This is a genomic window from Marinomonas polaris DSM 16579 (assembly GCF_900129155.1).
Lineage (GTDB): Bacteria > Pseudomonadota > Gammaproteobacteria > Pseudomonadales > Marinomonadaceae > Marinomonas > Marinomonas polaris.
Window position 1 is genome coordinate 78,152 of record NZ_FQVF01000009.1, and the last position, 16,066, is coordinate 94,217.

Below are 16,066 nucleotides of genomic sequence, written 5' to 3' on the forward strand. Positions count from 1 at the left end.
GTATTTGACAAACAATAAAAACTGTCATCAAATACAGTAAAGGTTGTTAAGGAGGTTATATGTCAGCCATTGCAAAAGCAGTCGAAATTGTAGGAAGCCAAACTGCACTCGCGCAAATTTTAGGAGTTAAACAAGCGCATGTCTGGAATTGGTTACATATCCATAAGCGTTCACCTGCGAAATACATACGGCGTATCTCGTTGGCGACGGAAGGGGAGGTCAGTGAAAGTGATTTGCTTAGGGATCATGAGCTCTAGTTTGATGTTTGTTATAGGAGATTAATCTCTCGTCTTTACAAAAATTTGCTAGTTTATTCGCGTGCTTTAAAACATACTGTACGAATATACAGTTTGGGTGTTTTTACTATGCGCGTTTCTTATCTTGGTACTTCTGAGTCGGCTGCTTTCATTGCGGCAAACAGTGTTCGAATTCCACTTTATTCTGAGCCAGTGAAACCTTCTGATCTCAGTAAGCAGCCTGAAGACAAGTCTGTGGATCTGAATGCTTTGTGTATTCCTAATCCTACAGCAACTTTTTTTGTGCGTGCTCAAGGTGAGCCGATGGAAAGAGAAGATATTCAAACAGGTGATGTACTGGTTGTGGACCGATCATTAACTGCGCGTCATGGAGACATTGTGATTGCATTTGAACATGGAAAGATGGCGGTAATGACGTTGGAACTAAAACCAGACGTGCTGCTTCGTCCTAAGAACAAAGCTTACGCTGCAAAAAAAGTTACGCCAGTTGTTGAAAATGAAGTATCTAGTTTAGAAGTATTTGGTGTTGTAACGAGTGTGGTGCGTCAATTAGAGCGTGGTGAATAACTTCGTTTTTGATAGCTCTATCTATTAGTTCTACTTCTAATAGTTCTATGTCTAGTAGTTCTATGCCTAATAGATAATGTTAGTTAATAAAAAACGCCTTTCACTACCTAATAATGAAAGGCGTCGTGGCCATCCGGCCTAGTGCTTTACCGTCACCTTAGAGCCATCTAAGGTGACGGTCTGGTCATCCGTCGCTCGGTTGTTCTCCTGGTGGTATTTGAGCTTTTCCTTTCAGATCACTTTCTAAGTCTTTGTTACCAGCTAATGGACGAATTTGTCCGTTATCGCGGTAGAAACCAATATCTTTTAAGCAATGGTCATCAAGCTGACGAAACAATTGATTGGTGCGACGAGCTTCAAAATATTCTTTAGCGGCGTTGAATAGGGCGATGATACTCATAAGTTTTCTCCAAAATAATAGTTTTGGCGGAACTTACGGGGTGATTTCTTACAGAGGTGACCGCGTAAATTCCGCGGTCAATGGTGTATTACACAGGCATTGAACGCGTGGACAAAGTTTTGCGTACTCGATTATTAATGCGAGTAGCCATAGGGGAAGTAGAATGATTTAGCGTATATGTAGTCATCTTGCTTCTCCTTAACTTTGTGTTCTATTGGTTGCGTTATGCATTGTGTAAATTTTGCTCTTTTTCGGGCTTTTTTATTGAGCCTTTTTTTGTGACTTATGTCAATCATTTATATTGATATATCTTTTATTTTTTTACATTACCAATGCCTTCATGATGTGAAAAAAACAGTTTGTTTGTAGCGGTATTGTCGGTGTTTTTTGCTGTACAATTCGTCGCGATTTTCTTGTCCTTTTTTGTAGTTAATAATGTAGTAAGTGACCCCATGGCGACGAAAGCAACAATTTATAAAGCATCGGTTCAAGTGTCCGATATGGATAGAAACCATTACCAAAGTTATGAATTGACCTTGGCATTACATCCTTCTGAAACTGAAGAACGCATGATGGTGCGTTTAGCGGCGTTTGCTTTATTGGCTGACGAGAAAGAAGGCGGCGAGCAATTAAGTTTCAGCAAAGGCATTAGTACCGAAGACGAACCAGATCTTTGGCAGAAAAATTACTCAGACGAAATTTTGCTTTGGGTAGAATTGGGTCAGCCTGACGAGAAGCGTTTACGTAAAGCTTGTGGTCGAGCTCAGAAAGTGATCGTCGTTAATTATAACGATAAGTCAGATATTTGGTGGGAACAAAACAAAGGCAAAAATAGTCGTTTTGATAACATGCGAGTATTGCAGTTCCGCGAATCTCAAGTTGAGGCGTTGGCGAAGATTTGTACTCGATCTATGCAATTGAACGTCACGATTCAAGATGGCGAAATGTGGATCTCTGGTGAGCTAGGCGAATGCGCAATGACGCCAATGTGGCGAGGCGAGCAATAAGCTCACCTCGTTTCGGTCGATTGATTTGCTTTTTTAGCTAGGCTTTATGCAAGGTACGTTGAAACAAAGCCACCGCTTTGTTGTAGCATTCTAAGGCGAGAGCAGGGTCGTAACGATCGCCTCCGTCGCGCATGAAAGCGTGCTGGCCGTTGAATTCATGCCAAGTGAATAGGCGGTCAGTATCGATCAATTGCTGATAAATCTTCTGACGTCCTTCTGTTGATACATGAGGATCTTGTTTGCCCCATACCATCGTCAATTCCCCTTGAATTTCTTTCGTGCGAGTAAAAGAATCATTACCTTCGTCGCAAGGAATGGTATTCGAATGAATGTCTGTAGCGTATAAGCAGAAAGATGCTTGAATACGAGGGTTTAACGCCGCACGATAAGCCAAATGACCGCCCAAGCAAACGCCCATGGAACCAAATTGACCAGTGCAATAATCTTGCTGTTCGAAATATTCGAGCATAGCTACAGTATCGCTGTCATGAGCTTCTAGTGTTTTAGTGAATTTGTCTGCGTTGCCTTTGTCTTTGCCTTCATCGTCATAGCCTAATACTGTGCCGATTGAGTTAAGTTCATGAAACACTTCTGGCACAATAACCACAAAACCATGACCAGCCATTATGGCGGCAGAGCGTGCAATCGGTGCGGTTTGTTGGAAAATTTCAGAATAAAAGAATATACAAGGAAAGCGACCTTCGGCCTGAGGACGATAAACGGTGCAGCGCATGGTGCCTGTTGGCGTGTTAATATCTTGATCGTGACGTTGAATGATCATGGTTTTCCTTAAGGCGATTCGTAATTTTCCTACATGATATTCGACTCAACCGCGATGAGCCAGCCACAAAGCTCTCAAATATACACAAAAGTTCTCAATTAGACACAAAAGCCAAATTTAACTAACGAGTAGAAAGAACCCGTGCGAATTTTATTGATCAGTGCCTACGAAGCCAGCAGCCATAAAGCTTGGGCAAATACCTTGATGAATGGCTTAAGTCAGCATGACTGGAGTTATTTGTCTTTGCCTGCTCGGCATTTTGCATGGCGTATTCGTGGTAATGCCATGAGTTTTGCTTTTGACCCGAAATTTAAGCCGATACTGGAAAAGCCTTATGACTTGGTTATTGCCACGTCAATGACGGATTGTGTTGGTCTGAAAGCCTTTTGTCCTGATCTGCAAAACCTACCTTGGTTGCTATATTTCCATGAAAACCAATTTGCCTATCCTGCGAGTGACAAACAGCAAGGCCTTATCGAAATGCAGATGGTTACTTTGTACAGTGCCTTGGCGGCTGATTTGTGTGTATTTAACAGTCAATTTAACAAAGCCTCGTTCTTTGCTGGTGCTCGAGCCTTGTTAAAAAAACTGCCTGATTACGTCTCACCAGATTGGCTAAATGATACTGAAGCAAAAGCTCAAGTTCTTCCAGTGCCTTTGGATATGCCTGTTTCTGTGGAGGCTTTGGTTTCGGCAGAAGAAAGCACGAACTCGAAATCACAACCAGAGCGAATAAAGTTAGTTTGGTCGGCACGTTGGGAATTCGACAAAGGGCCAGATCGACTGCTGGCTATTTTAGAAGAATTAGAACATCGCAAACTAGATTACGAAATTGCCATTTTAGGCGAGCAATTTCGTTCCACGCCAAAAGAATTTAATCAGATTCAAGCCCAATTTTCCCATCGTATTAGCCAGTTCGGTTTCGCACCAAGTCGAGCGGATTATCTGCGCTTTCTTTCATCATCAGACATTGTGCTCTCTACCGCTTTACATGAATTCCAAGGTCTTGCGGTACTAGAGGCGGTTACTCTTGGTTGTGTGCCAGTGTTACCAAATCGGCAGGTTTACCCAGAGCTGTTCGGCAAATACCAGAACGAAAAACAATACCTTTATCAAAGTGATCTAAGCAACATACAGCAAGAAGCAAAAAACGCAGTGGATTTGATTCAATATATTGTTGCAAATGATGTAAAAGCCCCAAATGTGAGCCAGTATCAAGCTAAAAATTTACTGGTGAAGTATGACGAACTGGTTGAAAAGAAGGGTAGTTCTACTCGTCTATAAGAGTTCTGATATGGCGTTAGGATAAAACTTTATTGGTTGCGCAATTTTCATGCTATGTATAGACAACCTTTCTTTTGTTACTTTTATTCAAATTTCTTTTTCCTATAAGTACGCCTATCTATTTTGGATTGATATGATTCAAAATAGCGCATAAGTCTTTATGTTGCGCTTATTCTGTGCGATATTTGCTCTGTTAGCGTTGAAAAATAAAAACAAACTTATCTTAATCTCAAGTGAATAGGCTTTATTGCGATATTTTAATATGTATATACATGTTGGTATGTATGTTGCTATTTATCTTGTGATTAATAACGTTCTCATAGGAAGTCCTCATATGAATGCTACAGATTCAAAGTCCGGAGTTGTGTCTCCGTTGTCTCTTCTTAAACTCATTGCTTATAGTTGTATTGGTATTTTTGTCTTTTTCATTCCGATCAGTATTGGTGGAAAAGAAACGATCCCGCTTGATCATATTGTGTCGTGGCTTAGAAATGATTACGGTCAAATGGCCGAGGTTTACGCTATTTTGGTAGTCTTAGCCGGTGGTGCTTATCCTTTTATTTCGGGTAACTGGCGTACAAGTAAAACTCAAACCGTGTTGTCTATTTTTAAAGTGTTGGGTGTTGTTACTGCTGTAATGGCATTTTTCTCGGTTGGTCCGGCTTTCTTATTCGAGAAAGATATGTTGCCTTTCTTGTTCAGTAAGTTGGTTGTACCTGTTGGTTTGATCGTGCCTATTGGTGCGGTATTCCTCGCATTTTTGATTGGTTACGGGCTGCTTGAATTTGCAGGTGTGCTTTTACAGCCGATTATGAAGCCGTTGTTTAAGACGCCGGGTAAGTCTGCGATTGATGCGGTTGCATCGTTTGTAGGCAGTTATTCTATTGGTTTATTGATTACCAACCGAGTTTATAAGTCTGGTCAATATTCCGCGAAAGAAGCGGCGATTATTGCTACTGGCTTTTCCACTGTGTCTGCGACTTTCATGGTGATTGTGGCGAAAACATTGGGTTTGATGGATGTTTGGAACGTATTTTTCTGGGCAACCTTGTTGATTACCTTTGTGGTAACGGCAATCACTGTACGACTTTTCCCGCTTAGCAAAATGGATGACACAGCAGAAAGTCGTGAAGTGGAAAAGTTCCAGCATTCTCGTTTCAAACAGGCTGCCTTAGAAGGGCTTGAAGTTGCGAGCAATGCAAATCCACTTGCTCGTAATATTCTGCAAAACATCAAAGAAGGCATGTTAATGGCAATGAGTATTTTGCCTTCTATCATGTCTGTCGGTTTGTGTGGTTTGTTATTGGCGAAATACACACCAGTGTTTGAATGGATTGGTTACCTGTTTTACCCATTCGCGTGGATCGCACAATTGCCTGATCCAATGATGGTTGCTACCGCGTCGGCTACTGGTTTAGCGGAAATGTTCTTGCCAGCTTTGATCGCAGCGAAAAGCGTATTTGTTGTTAAGTTTGTGGTTGGTGTAGTGTCTATCTCATCGATACTTTTCTTCTCCGCATCGATCCCTTGTATTTTGTCGACCGAGATTCCGTTGAATATTAAGCAAATGTTGATCGTGTGGTATCAACGTGTGGCCTTGACGATTCTGATTGCCTCACCAGTGGCGTTTTGGGCGGAGCAATTTATTAAGTAAAGACTTAACCGAAAAAAGCGAAATAAAACACACTGATTTGACTCCATTTCATCAATTTGGTGTGTTTTATTCTTTCTTGCAAAATGTCGAATTTCTTCAATTAATACAGGTCCGCAGTCGTTAGGATTGAGCTTCAAATTTATTCTTTGGAGGTCTCAATATGCTAAAACGCATCAACTATTATGCCGCTGCACCACAAGCGTTCGAGCTTTTATTTAAGCAGGAAGAAATCTTAGGTAAGCAATTCACAGAAATACCAAGCCTAGGTAAGGCTATCTTGGAGCTAGTGAAGCTTCGTGTATCACAGATAAACCAATGTGCCTTTTGTTTGGATATGCATAGCACGCAAGCATTCGAAATGGGTGAAACGCACGAGCGAATGATTGCCTTGAGTGCGTGGCAAGATTCTCTACTATTTTCAGAGCAAGAACGTCAGGCTTTAGCTTGGGCGGAGCATCTTGTTTTTGGTCATTCAGTTGATGATGCTCATTACGAAGAAATGCTAGCCAATTTTGGGAAATCTGGATTAACCTATTTAACCATTGCTATAAATGCTATTTCTAGTTGGAATCGAATTGTAAAAGTCTTTAAACCTGAGGTTGGCAGTTTTCGCTAGATAAGCCGTTTCCGCTCACCAGTAAGTTAGAGGATTAACATGTCATCGCCCTTGTTGTTTGATATCCATTTTCCTCAAGGGCATCTTGCTTTGTGGTTGCAAGCTATCTGGTCGGCACAGGTTCCAATGGATCAGCAAGGCGTGACTCGTCGTTTGGTTGCGGACGCGGGTAGTGGCGTATTGTTTAATATTGGAGAGCCAATACTCGTTGATCAACAAGCATTGCATGATCCAGTGATGTTTGAATCAACCAATAAGCAGGCTCATTTTATTCATTTACCATCTGGAACAGATCTAATTGGAGTGCGTTTTCAGCCTGGAATGGGGCGCTTATTTCAGACAAAGTTGGCAAAACAAGAAAGCACGACTGGCCCACTGCAAACGTCTGAATTTATTCAATCTTTATTTGTTCGATTAAAAGACTGTTTGATTACTCAAGAGCGAATAGATTTATTGGATAAGGCTTTTTACCAAAGGGTTTCTAGCATGACCGATATCCATGATCCTGTGTTGAAAGCGGTAGAGTTGCTACAACAATCTTCTCGAGTTGATTTGTTAGATGCGCTTCCACTTAGTCAGCGCCAAATAGAGCGCCAGTTTCAGCACCGCTTGAGTATGTCGCCAAAATACTTCCAACGATTGCGAAGAGTTCGGGCAGTTTTGCTGGCTTTAAAAGAAGGACGAAATCACACCCGACTAGCGGAGCTTGCTATCGAATACGGTTTTTCTGATCAAGCTCATATGACGCGTGAATGCCAGTTAATCGCAGGTATTACGCCAAAGCGTTATATTAATCGTAAGCTATTACCGTAAGTAGTTTGTTTTTGATGGTGTCAGTCGTTAAGTTTATTTATCATTTGCAAATGATTTCAAAACTCCAATATAAATCCATCTATATCCCTGTGCTCTTGATGCTCTGGCTTGGTTTGTTCATTGACAGCCAGTCATTGGCTGAGCAGGTTCATTACAGTCAATGGATCACCAATGGTTTAGTACTGTTGTGCTTTGCTTGGGTGTATTTACGCGTGACCAGTAAAATCAAAAAGTTGATGCTGTATGGCATTTTTTTGGCGTTAATTGGTGAGGTGGTATTTTCCCTTCTTTTGGGAATGTACGAATATCGTTTAGAAAACGTGCCGCTTTATGTACCTCTTGGTCACAGTCTTATTTATGCCGCCGTGTTTTATATTCAAAAAGAAAAAATCATCCAACACAACAAAGTGCGGGTTGTTTCGATTTTGTATTGGGGAATGATCGTCTATTCAAGCCTTTGGTTGCTACTTGACCAAGATAGATTGGGCTTTCTTTGTATGCTTGGCGTTGTGCTGTTTTTGAAAAAAAAGCCGGGCAACGAGTTGTTCTTTCTCATTATGTTTTTCATGGTGGTGTATTTAGAGTTGCTGGGAACCTATTACCAATGCTGGGCGTGGCCTGATACATGGTTTTCAACGGTTTCTTTCATCACCAGCAGTAATCCACCAAGTGGCATCAGTGTTTTCTACTTTGGTTTTGATATTGGTTGTTTGTGGATTTATAAAAAGCTGAATAGGCAAAATTGGAGCCGGATGAAATTGCTTAGGCTGCTTAGAAACTCTTAGATAAAAGCTTATAAAAAAACAAAACGAGCCACCATTTTCATAGTGGCTCGTTTTATTTATAGATCTGTTTAGTCTGAAAGCTTATAGATCAGCTTCAATGACAGCAACAAGCGCGTCATCTTTAGGCGTTACATCTGGCGAGAAACGAACCACTTTTCCATCTTTGGTGATAAGGAATTTCTCAAAGTTCCACACCACTTCTGGTGCTTTGGTCGCTTCGATTTTATGACCAGCCAACATGGTAACCATGGCGTCACGATTCGGCGTAACAGGCGCTGCTTCAATCAAGCTTTTATATAGAGGATGCTTGTCTTCACCAGTAACAACAATCTTGCTGAACATTGGGAAAGTCACATCGTAAGTTAGGCTGCAGAACTGTTGAATCTCTTCATCGCTACCGGGTTCTTGTCCCGCGAAATCGTTTGCAGGGAAACCAAGGATTTCTAAACCTTGCTCGTTGTATTTCTTGTACAAGGCTTCAAGGCCTTCGTACTGAGGCGTTAAACCACATTTAGACGCAACGTTAACAATCAAAACCGTTTTGCCTTGGTAAGTAGATAGGTCAACGCTTTCGCCTTGGATGTTTTTAACGCTGAGATTTAGTGGATGACTCATAAAAACTCCTTATCAATTTATATTCGATGCAAGAATCTTAGCGGTTTGTTGCTTAAACAATGCGGAAAAATTGCATAACCATAGAGTAGATTTATTTTGAGCTTTTTAAAGGGCCGCCTTGATCTAACAGCAATTCGCGTAGTTTGCAGAACACCTCTGTAGATTGACGAACGCCGTCGTGTTCGTAGCTATTAGTCAGCCAAACTTGCGTGTTGGCAACCTGCTTCGCCGTTTTTAGTGACAGCTCACGAGGCACGTACATATCATTGTGATACACCGCCGCGACCACAGGCACCTTGTTCTCGGCAAGCTTGGCAAGATCGTAAAGCGGCTTATAGTCTTGGTAATCCGCTAGGGAATTTGCAGCATCAGCAAAAGGACGTAACGAAGTAATTTGTTCAAACATCCATGGATAGATCATTTCGCCCGTTAAAATCAAAGGCGAGTGTGACACGTCAAATTCACTAAACTGATCTCGCAGCTGTTGTGCGGCCCAGCTAGTGCTTTCATTAGGTCGGCCATAAATGCTTTCATGGATGGCCGCAAAAAGAGGACCTTCGTGATAGCTGGTTATGTTCATGACTTGCTCTAAAAATACATCGCTAAGTCGAGTTTTGTCACTGCCAGCAAAGGCTTCGTCTACTAACCAATGTACCTGATCAATACCTGGCCCCATTCCCAAAAGAATGCCGATGCTTTGGAATCGTTCTAGAGTAAGTTGGTCGCCATCAGGCAAAAGCACTTTCTCGTTTGTTAGGCATTGTGCGATCTTCGCCATGACCTTGGCGTCTTCTGGATAACGAGCATAATAGTCTTGGTTCTTCTCGATCACGCGCTGATAAGTTAGCTGGTACACCTCTTGCGCCGATTCCTCTAAACCTGCCAATCCGCCCGTTATATAACATGCCGCTAGACCTTCAGGTGCTTGGGATAAATAAGCCAGAGTGATAAAGCCACCGTAGCTTTGTCCTAAAGTTTCAAATAAACGGCCGCCATAAATCGTCTTACGCAAGTGCTCGCAGTCGGCCACAATGCTGTCGGCGCGGAATTTAAGCAGGTAATCTCGGCCTTCTTCGGCAGACAATTTACTGATCAGATTGGTGTCGATTCGACTGCTGCGACCAGTGCCACGTTGATCGATTAAAATAACGCGGTGCGTTTTTAAGGCTTCCACCATCCAAGATGGCGAACCTGGCATTGGACGAGGGGATTTGCCGCCAGGGCCACCTTGTAAAAAGAGTAACAAAGGCAGCTCATCATCAGCGCGGTTTACGTCAACCACTTCACGAGCAAATAGTGTAATCGTAGAGTTGTTGTCAGGGTTCTTATTAAGGCTCTTGTTAAAGCTCTTATTAAAGGAACGCCAATCCAACGGAACCTTTAGTTCGTGATTGGTGATGAGCATTCCTTTCATTTTGTACTGTTGGCTGACTGTGTTCATATTTCCCCGTCATCTTGGCATAGAGATTTAAATTATTTGCCACTTTAGCACTGTCAGACATTGTAGTTCGAATGCTTTTATCCATCAGGATTGATTATTAAGATGTTTTTGCGTCAGCTAAAAAATAACGCAGAACGCTTTTACAGCGTTGTTCCCCAGATTTGAAATTGTTATTTTTAGTAGCAATCTATTACTCTAAGCAAAATGATTAGATATGCTTATGGATAGACACGGTCCATATTAGATTTACGATAAGATAGCGCTACGGAGTGCCTTTATATGAAAACACTAGATTTTTACTCAACAACAGAAATTGATGAATTGGCTTGGCCTGAAGAAAACTACGACTTAACAATTGATTCTTCTGCATTGCTATTTTTCACAGATTTTAAAAACAACAAACCTTTGGTCGTTGAATCCACAATACCTGTTCTCACTGCCAAAGAGCTAATGCAGAAAGAACACGTACGTTTGAAATTTGTTATCGATGAAAAGAAGCATTTTATTGGTGTGGTTAGCTCTGACGATATCATTGAGCGCAAAATCGTACAAAAAGTGTCTGAAGGCTTGGAGCGAGCTGAAATTGTTGTAGCTGATTTGATGACGGCTAAAAAGAACCTAAAAGCATTGGATTGGCAGGATATTTCTAAAGCCACCATTTCAGATGTAATTACTGCGCTTAAAAACAACGGTGAACGTCACTGTCTTGTTCTTGATCGTGAAAATCATGAGATTCGTGGTATTTTCTCTGCCAGTGATATTTCTCGAAGACTTCGTCTTAATATCGATATCCAAGAAAAAACCAGCTTCTCTAAAGTATTTACAGCCACACTTTAAAGTTCAAATAAGACTTTTTTGTCTGACACTTCCATAGCCCCTTATTGCTCGTTGTTCATAGGCAATAAGGGGCTATTTGGTTTAATGCAGTTCACTTAATCAACTTTTCGATAACATGGTCAAATACATTTACATGCAAAGCCATGCTGTCTCCTTCCTATGAAAACAGTTCTCTCAACATTGGCCCAGGGTTATTTAAGAAGGCTTTGGTAACTCCGTAATGTTCGGTGTCTTCGTATTTTACTGGGTAAATGCCTGTTTTATCGATTTGGTAAATTTTCGCTCCAGGATACGCCATAAGAATCGGTGAATGTGTTGCTATGATGAATTGAGACTGATTTTTTATCAGTTGATGCATTCGACTTAATACCGCTAGTTGTCTTGTTGGTGAAAGCGCGGCTTCCGGCTCGTCAAGGAGATAAAGCCCGTTTCCGCCAAAGCGTTTCAACATAAGTGCTAGAAAAGATTCGCCATGGGATTGCTGATGCAGCGACTTTCCACCGTAGCTATCTTTGATAAACGGCGCTGGTGCAGGGTCTTCATCTAATTCATCAATATTAGTGGCAACGTTATAGAAACTTTCTGCTCGAAGAAAAAAGCCGTCTCGGTAGCGTTTAAAGGATTTTGAAAGGCGAAGGTAGCTATGTAGATCCGAATGAGTACTGCGTGTACCGAAGTTGAAGTTTTTTGTGCCGCCTTCTGCGTTGAAGCCCAGACTTACCGCGATGGCTTCGAGTAAGGTGGATTTGCCACTGCCGTTTTCCCCAACAAAAATAGTCACGGCTTTATCAAATTCAATAAAATCCAGTTCCTTTACCGCTGGGATAGAGAAAGGATAAACCTCAAAAGAGTCGATTAAATCTCGTTTAAGTTCGATGGTTTTCAAATATGGCAGCGGTTCCATGCTCATTACTCTTGTTACTTTTTTAAGGGTTATTCACTTACAAAAAGAGCCTCAAGGGAGGCTCTTTTGATGAGTTTTAACATAATAGCAATATAGCGCTAAGCAATCCAAATCTGTTGCACGTTAACAAATTCGCGGATGCCTTGCGGTCCAAGTTCACGACCATAGCCGGATTTACCAATACCGCCAGAGGGCAATCTTGGGTCGCTTTTTACGATGCCGTTTACGGCAATCTGTCCTGATTGCAGTGTCTCAATGGCTCGATCTATAGCCACTTGGCTGCTGGTCCAAATGCTGGCGCCTAAGCCATATTCGGTATCGTTTGCCAGTTCCAGTGCTTGATCAATAGTATCAATTGGCGTCACGCTCAGCACTGGGCCAAAGGTTTCTTCTTCAAACACTGTCATGCCAGGTTTTACATCAACCAATAAAGTCGGTGGATAAAAGAATCCCGAACGAGAGGGTAAATCGCCACCTATTAAACATCGAGCACCAGCTTCGATGCTTTCTGATACTTGGCGATGCAGTTGATCTCGTAAGTCTTCTCTTGCCAATGGACCGAGATTATTACTTTCGTCCCTTGGATCGCCACATTTGAGTTTTCTAAAGCGTTCTCCCAGCGCCTCACAGACTTCGTTATAAATTGATTTCTCTACAAACAAACGCTTCACTGAGATGCATGATTGCCCCGCATTGACCATGCGCGACAGGGTAATTATATCGAGGGCTTTTTCCAAATCCGCATCGGCCATCAGAATACAAGGATCAGAACCACCCAGTTCTAATACGGCAGGTTTTAATCCTGCTGCGGCTTGCGAGGCAATGAATTGTCCCGCCTTACTTGAGCCAGTAAAAGACACGGCTTTGACTTTTGGGTGATCGATCATTTTACTCGCTACCGAGTTTGCTACGGCTAAATTAGCAACCACGTTTTCTGGTACGCCAGCTTGATAAAAGCATTCGACTAACTTGTTTGCCGTGGCAGGCACATTAGGATCGGCTTTTAGAACACAAGTATTGCCCGCCATTAAGGCTGGCGCCAGAAAACGCAGTGCCAACCAAACAGGCGCGTTCCAAGGCAGGATGCCCAGAACCGTGCCGAGAGGAGGGTATTGCACATAGCTATGGCTCGCGTCTGATTCTAACGTTTCAGGTGTCAGGAATGCTTCGCCATTGTCAGCGTAATATTCTGCGCACCATGCGCTTTTCTCAACCTCGGCAACGCCTTCTTTAATTGGCTTGCCCATCTCCAGTGCCATCAAATCGGCCAGCTCGTGTTTGTTTTCACGCATCGAAGCGGCAACGGCTTTTAATATAGCTGCACGTTTTGGGTAGCTTGTGGCTTTCCACCCAGCAAAGCCAGCTGCCACTTTATCGATGGCAGAACGTGCTTCGTCTAGCGTCAAGGCTTCACAAGAAGGTAAAGCTTGTCCCGTCGTCGGGTTAATGCTTTCAAGCGTTGCGGTTTCTAATTTCGCTGCTGTTAACATGGTCACCTCCTATTAGCTGGCCGCTTTTTCGGCTTGCTTGGTGTTCGATTTGGTTTTCTTGGCTTCCTCTTTAACTGGCATGGTGCTGGACTCTTTAAAAGGTACGCTGCTGGGCAGCTCGATGGTTTTTTTTTCCTGAGGCACCGCTACACCGGATTTCACTGTGAAGTCACGATCCATGCTAAAGAAAGAGCGGCAACCGTCTTCGGTGATCTCGATGGTGTCCGAAATACCGCAGGTTTTATCGCCTTCAATGCCCCACATCCATGGAATCATGTGAAAGGTCATACCCGGTTTTAGTACCGCAGAATTACCTTGTTTCAAGCTGATGATATAGCCTTCATCCCAGCTTGGCGGGAAGGCGATACCGATAGAGTAGCCAGAGCGAGTAATCAAACTAGCACCCACTTGGTTGTCCATAATGATATTGCGCACCATGTTATCTACGTCTGACACTGTCATTCCAGGCTGTACCACTCGATGAATTTCATTGAGTGCGCGTTTCATGATTTCTTGGGATTGATACATAGCGTCTGACAGTTCGCCAAGAATCACAGTGCGCATCATGGCCGTATGATAACGACGATAACAACCACCCACTTCGAGAAAGACATGCTCGCCGGGTAGAACGGTACGACCTTCGAATGTCGCGTGACCAATCATGGTTCTTGGGCCAGAGGTGACGTAAGGCATCACGGCTGGCGTTTCACCACCAGCTCGGAACATAGCCGCGGCGATTTCCGCACCAATTTCATTTTCCGTAATACCGGGACGACAAATCTCGATGCCTGCTTTCATGCCTGCTTCTGTGGCGAGCGCCGCACGACGCATTACCATTATTTCTTCTTGAGACTTGCAGATCCGACCTTCTTCGACGATGCCGAAGCAATCCATCAATTTTGCATCTCGCAAGGTGGTGTGAATGCAATCCTGCTGATAAGCGGGGAAGAAGTAACTATTGCGTTCATAACCAATACGTTTGTTGCCTAAACCAAATTCACGCAACGCATCCACCAGCATCTGGATGGCATCGCCCGTATCAGGGTAAGGTCGTGTGACCTCGACCCAAGTACGCGCAATCACGTTGGATTCCTCCAACGCGCGGGTGATCATAAACGGCTCTTTTTCGAGCGGAATGACCAGCGCCTGAAAGAAGGAATAACCTGTCGTTTGGTAATCAGTTAAATAAGTAATGTTTTCTGGATCGGTGATCACAATCGCATCCAAGCGACGCTCGGCAATGCGAGCGCGCAATTCACCCAACCGACGCTGATACTCAGCGAAAGTAAATGTCATATCATCGCGTTCAATCATGCGGCTTCCTCCATTACAAAACGTACAGCGTCTTTCAGAATATCCAAGCCTTCCGCGAGGTCTGCTTCAGGGATAGTCAATGGTGGAATAACCTTCAACACTCGACCGCCACTGCCGCAAGCGCCAAGCATCAAGCCGTTATGGAAACAACGTTGTACGACTTTCGCTGCTACTTCGCCGCTGCCCATGTCCAAACCAAGGATCAGACCTTTGCCGCGCAGTTCTTTCGCGCAGTTTTCGCTAACTAGCGGCTCTAATGCATCGCGTACCGTTTTTACTTTTTCCATGACTTCGTTCATCAATTTGTCATCGTCAAAGTAGCTCAAGGCGACTTCGCCAGCGACAAACGACAAGTTTTGTCCACGGAAGGTGCCTGTGTGTTCACCTGGTGACCAATGCTTATCCAAATCTGGATGTACCAAGTTCATTGCCATTGGCGTACCTGCGCCACCAATGCCTTTGGCCAAGGTGATGATGTCTGGATTGATACCCATGTCATCAAAACTGAAATAAGAACCTGTGCGGCCGCAACCCACTTGAATGTCATCGACGATCAACACAGAGCCAAATTCTTTGGCGAGTTTTTCTAATTTCTGCATCCATTCTTTGCTGGCGACGTTAACGCCGCCTTCCGCTTGGATAGTTTCTACCATAAAAGCTGCTGGTGGCTTAATGCCGCTAGAAGCATCGCGGTATTGACTTGCCAATGCATCTAATGCCGCAAGGGAGGATTCTTGATCGTGTTCCTGATCGAACAACTCATGGCTGACATGCAGCAAAGGCACGCCAGAAGCTTGACGGAAATACTCGTTGGCCGTTGCTGCCAAAGCGCCTAACGTCATGCCGTGAAAGCCTTGGCTAAAGGCGACAATGTTGTGACGGCCTGTGGCGTTACGCGCCAACTTCATCGCCGCCTCTACCGCGTTGGTGCCAGTGGGTCCCATGAATTGCATACGGTGTGGCATGTTTCTAGGAACAAGAATGACATCGGTAAACTTCTGCATAAACTTGGCTTTGGCTTGGGTTTGCATATCCAAACTGTGAAGCACACCATCTTTTTGCATGTAATCGATCATTGCTTCTTTCATGTGTGGGTTATTGTGACCAAAGTTAAGCACCCCAGCGCCAGCGAAGAAATCAATGTATTCCTTACCATTTTCATCAATCTGACGTGAGTTTTTTGCCGTAACAAAAACCGTTGGGTACGTACGAGCGTAAGCTCGAATGTTGGATTCTCGTTGTTCGAAAATAGTCATGTCGTCTCCTTATGAAACTTCTGTTCACTTGCTGTTTTGTGGTTA

General features: G+C 43.3%; 17 protein-coding genes. 9 read left to right on the forward strand and 8 right to left on the reverse strand.

Going from position 1 to position 16,066, the window contains the following annotated elements:
• Positions 1-59 precede the first annotated feature (59 nt).
• Positions 60-257, forward strand: coding sequence for a helix-turn-helix domain-containing protein (locus BUA59_RS11125; RefSeq protein ID WP_072839776.1), 198 nt, complete (start codon positions 60-62; stop codon positions 255-257).
• A gap of 108 nt (positions 258-365) precedes the next feature.
• Complete coding sequence (locus BUA59_RS11130; RefSeq protein ID WP_072839777.1) at positions 366-824, forward strand: S24 family peptidase; 459 nt, start codon at positions 366-368, stop codon at positions 822-824.
• Between the two features lie 184 nt (positions 825-1,008).
• On the opposite strand, the gene BUA59_RS11135 is transcribed toward BUA59_RS11130, so the two are convergent.
• A complete protein-coding gene (locus BUA59_RS11135; RefSeq protein WP_072839778.1) occupies positions 1,009-1,224 on the reverse strand; it encodes a DUF1127 domain-containing protein in 216 nt (71 codons plus the stop codon).
• A 452-nt stretch (positions 1,225-1,676) separates the two neighbouring features.
• Here BUA59_RS11135 and BUA59_RS11140 point away from each other — a divergent pair, with 452 nt between their 5' ends.
• Entirely contained in the window at positions 1,677-2,231 is a 555-nt protein-coding gene (locus BUA59_RS11140) for a YaeQ family protein (RefSeq protein WP_012070169.1), read from the forward strand.
• Positions 2,232-2,268: 37 nt separating this feature from the next.
• On the opposite strand, the gene BUA59_RS11145 is transcribed toward BUA59_RS11140, so the two are convergent.
• The gene (locus tag BUA59_RS11145) at positions 2,269-3,012 is read right to left on the reverse strand and encodes a dienelactone hydrolase family protein (protein ID WP_072839779.1); all 744 of its coding nucleotides are present in this window, start codon (positions 3,010-3,012) and stop codon (positions 2,269-2,271) included.
• Positions 3,013-3,153: 141 nt separating this feature from the next.
• Here BUA59_RS11145 and BUA59_RS11150 point away from each other — a divergent pair, with 141 nt between their 5' ends.
• From BUA59_RS11150 to BUA59_RS11170, 5 genes are all read left to right on the forward strand, one after another.
• Positions 3,154-4,296, forward strand: coding sequence for a tRNA-queuosine alpha-mannosyltransferase domain-containing protein (locus BUA59_RS11150; RefSeq protein ID WP_072839780.1), 1,143 nt, complete (start codon positions 3,154-3,156; stop codon positions 4,294-4,296).
• Positions 4,297-4,630: 334 nt separating this feature from the next.
• Positions 4,631-5,950, forward strand: coding sequence for a YjiH family protein (locus BUA59_RS11155; RefSeq protein WP_072839781.1), 1,320 nt, complete (start codon positions 4,631-4,633; stop codon positions 5,948-5,950).
• Positions 5,951-6,110: 160 nt separating this feature from the next.
• Positions 6,111-6,566, forward strand: coding sequence for a carboxymuconolactone decarboxylase family protein (locus tag BUA59_RS11160; protein ID WP_072839782.1), 456 nt, complete (start codon positions 6,111-6,113; stop codon positions 6,564-6,566).
• Positions 6,567-6,605: 39 nt separating this feature from the next.
• Positions 6,606-7,379 carry an AraC family transcriptional regulator gene (locus BUA59_RS11165; RefSeq protein WP_072839783.1) on the forward strand — a complete coding sequence of 258 codons (774 nt, stop codon included), beginning with the start codon at positions 6,606-6,608 and terminating at the stop codon, positions 7,377-7,379.
• A gap of 50 nt (positions 7,380-7,429) precedes the next feature.
• Positions 7,430-8,164: a hypothetical protein gene (locus BUA59_RS11170; protein ID WP_245813134.1), complete on the forward strand. Its 735-nt coding sequence runs from the start codon at positions 7,430-7,432 to the stop codon at positions 8,162-8,164.
• A gap of 81 nt (positions 8,165-8,245) precedes the next feature.
• Here BUA59_RS11170 and BUA59_RS11175 read toward each other — a convergent pair whose 3' ends face one another.
• Both BUA59_RS11175 and BUA59_RS11180 read right to left on the reverse strand, forming a co-directional pair.
• Positions 8,246-8,779: a glutathione peroxidase gene (locus BUA59_RS11175; protein ID WP_072839784.1), complete on the reverse strand. Its 534-nt coding sequence runs from the start codon at positions 8,777-8,779 to the stop codon at positions 8,246-8,248.
• Between the two features lie 91 nt (positions 8,780-8,870).
• A complete protein-coding gene (locus BUA59_RS11180) occupies positions 8,871-10,220 on the reverse strand; it encodes an alpha/beta fold hydrolase (protein ID WP_072839785.1) in 1,350 nt (449 codons plus the stop codon).
• 279 nt (positions 10,221-10,499) lie between these two features.
• Between BUA59_RS11180 and BUA59_RS11185 the strand changes: the two genes are divergently transcribed.
• A complete protein-coding gene (locus BUA59_RS11185) occupies positions 10,500-11,057 on the forward strand; it encodes a CBS domain-containing protein (RefSeq protein ID WP_072839786.1) in 558 nt (185 codons plus the stop codon).
• Positions 11,058-11,214: 157 nt separating this feature from the next.
• Here the strand turns inward: BUA59_RS11185 and BUA59_RS11190 are convergent, their stop codons facing one another.
• The 4 genes from BUA59_RS11190 to BUA59_RS11205 form a co-directional block, all read right to left on the reverse strand.
• Positions 11,215-11,961, reverse strand: a complete 747-nt coding sequence (locus BUA59_RS11190; RefSeq protein WP_072839787.1) for an AAA family ATPase — start codon at positions 11,959-11,961, stop codon at positions 11,215-11,217.
• A gap of 98 nt (positions 11,962-12,059) precedes the next feature.
• On the reverse strand, positions 12,060-13,451 hold the full coding sequence (locus tag BUA59_RS11195) for an NAD-dependent succinate-semialdehyde dehydrogenase (protein WP_072839788.1): 1,392 nt from the start codon (positions 13,449-13,451) through the stop codon (positions 12,060-12,062).
• Between the two features lie 12 nt (positions 13,452-13,463).
• The gene (gene doeA / locus BUA59_RS11200) at positions 13,464-14,765 is read right to left on the reverse strand and encodes an ectoine hydrolase (protein WP_072839789.1); all 1,302 of its coding nucleotides are present in this window, start codon (positions 14,763-14,765) and stop codon (positions 13,464-13,466) included.
• Positions 14,762-16,021 carry an aspartate aminotransferase family protein gene (locus tag BUA59_RS11205; RefSeq protein WP_072839790.1) on the reverse strand — a complete coding sequence of 420 codons (1,260 nt, stop codon included), beginning with the start codon at positions 16,019-16,021 and terminating at the stop codon, positions 14,762-14,764. The genes doeA and BUA59_RS11205 overlap by 4 nt, the downstream gene beginning before the upstream one ends.
• Between the last annotated feature and the right edge of the window lie 45 nt (positions 16,022-16,066).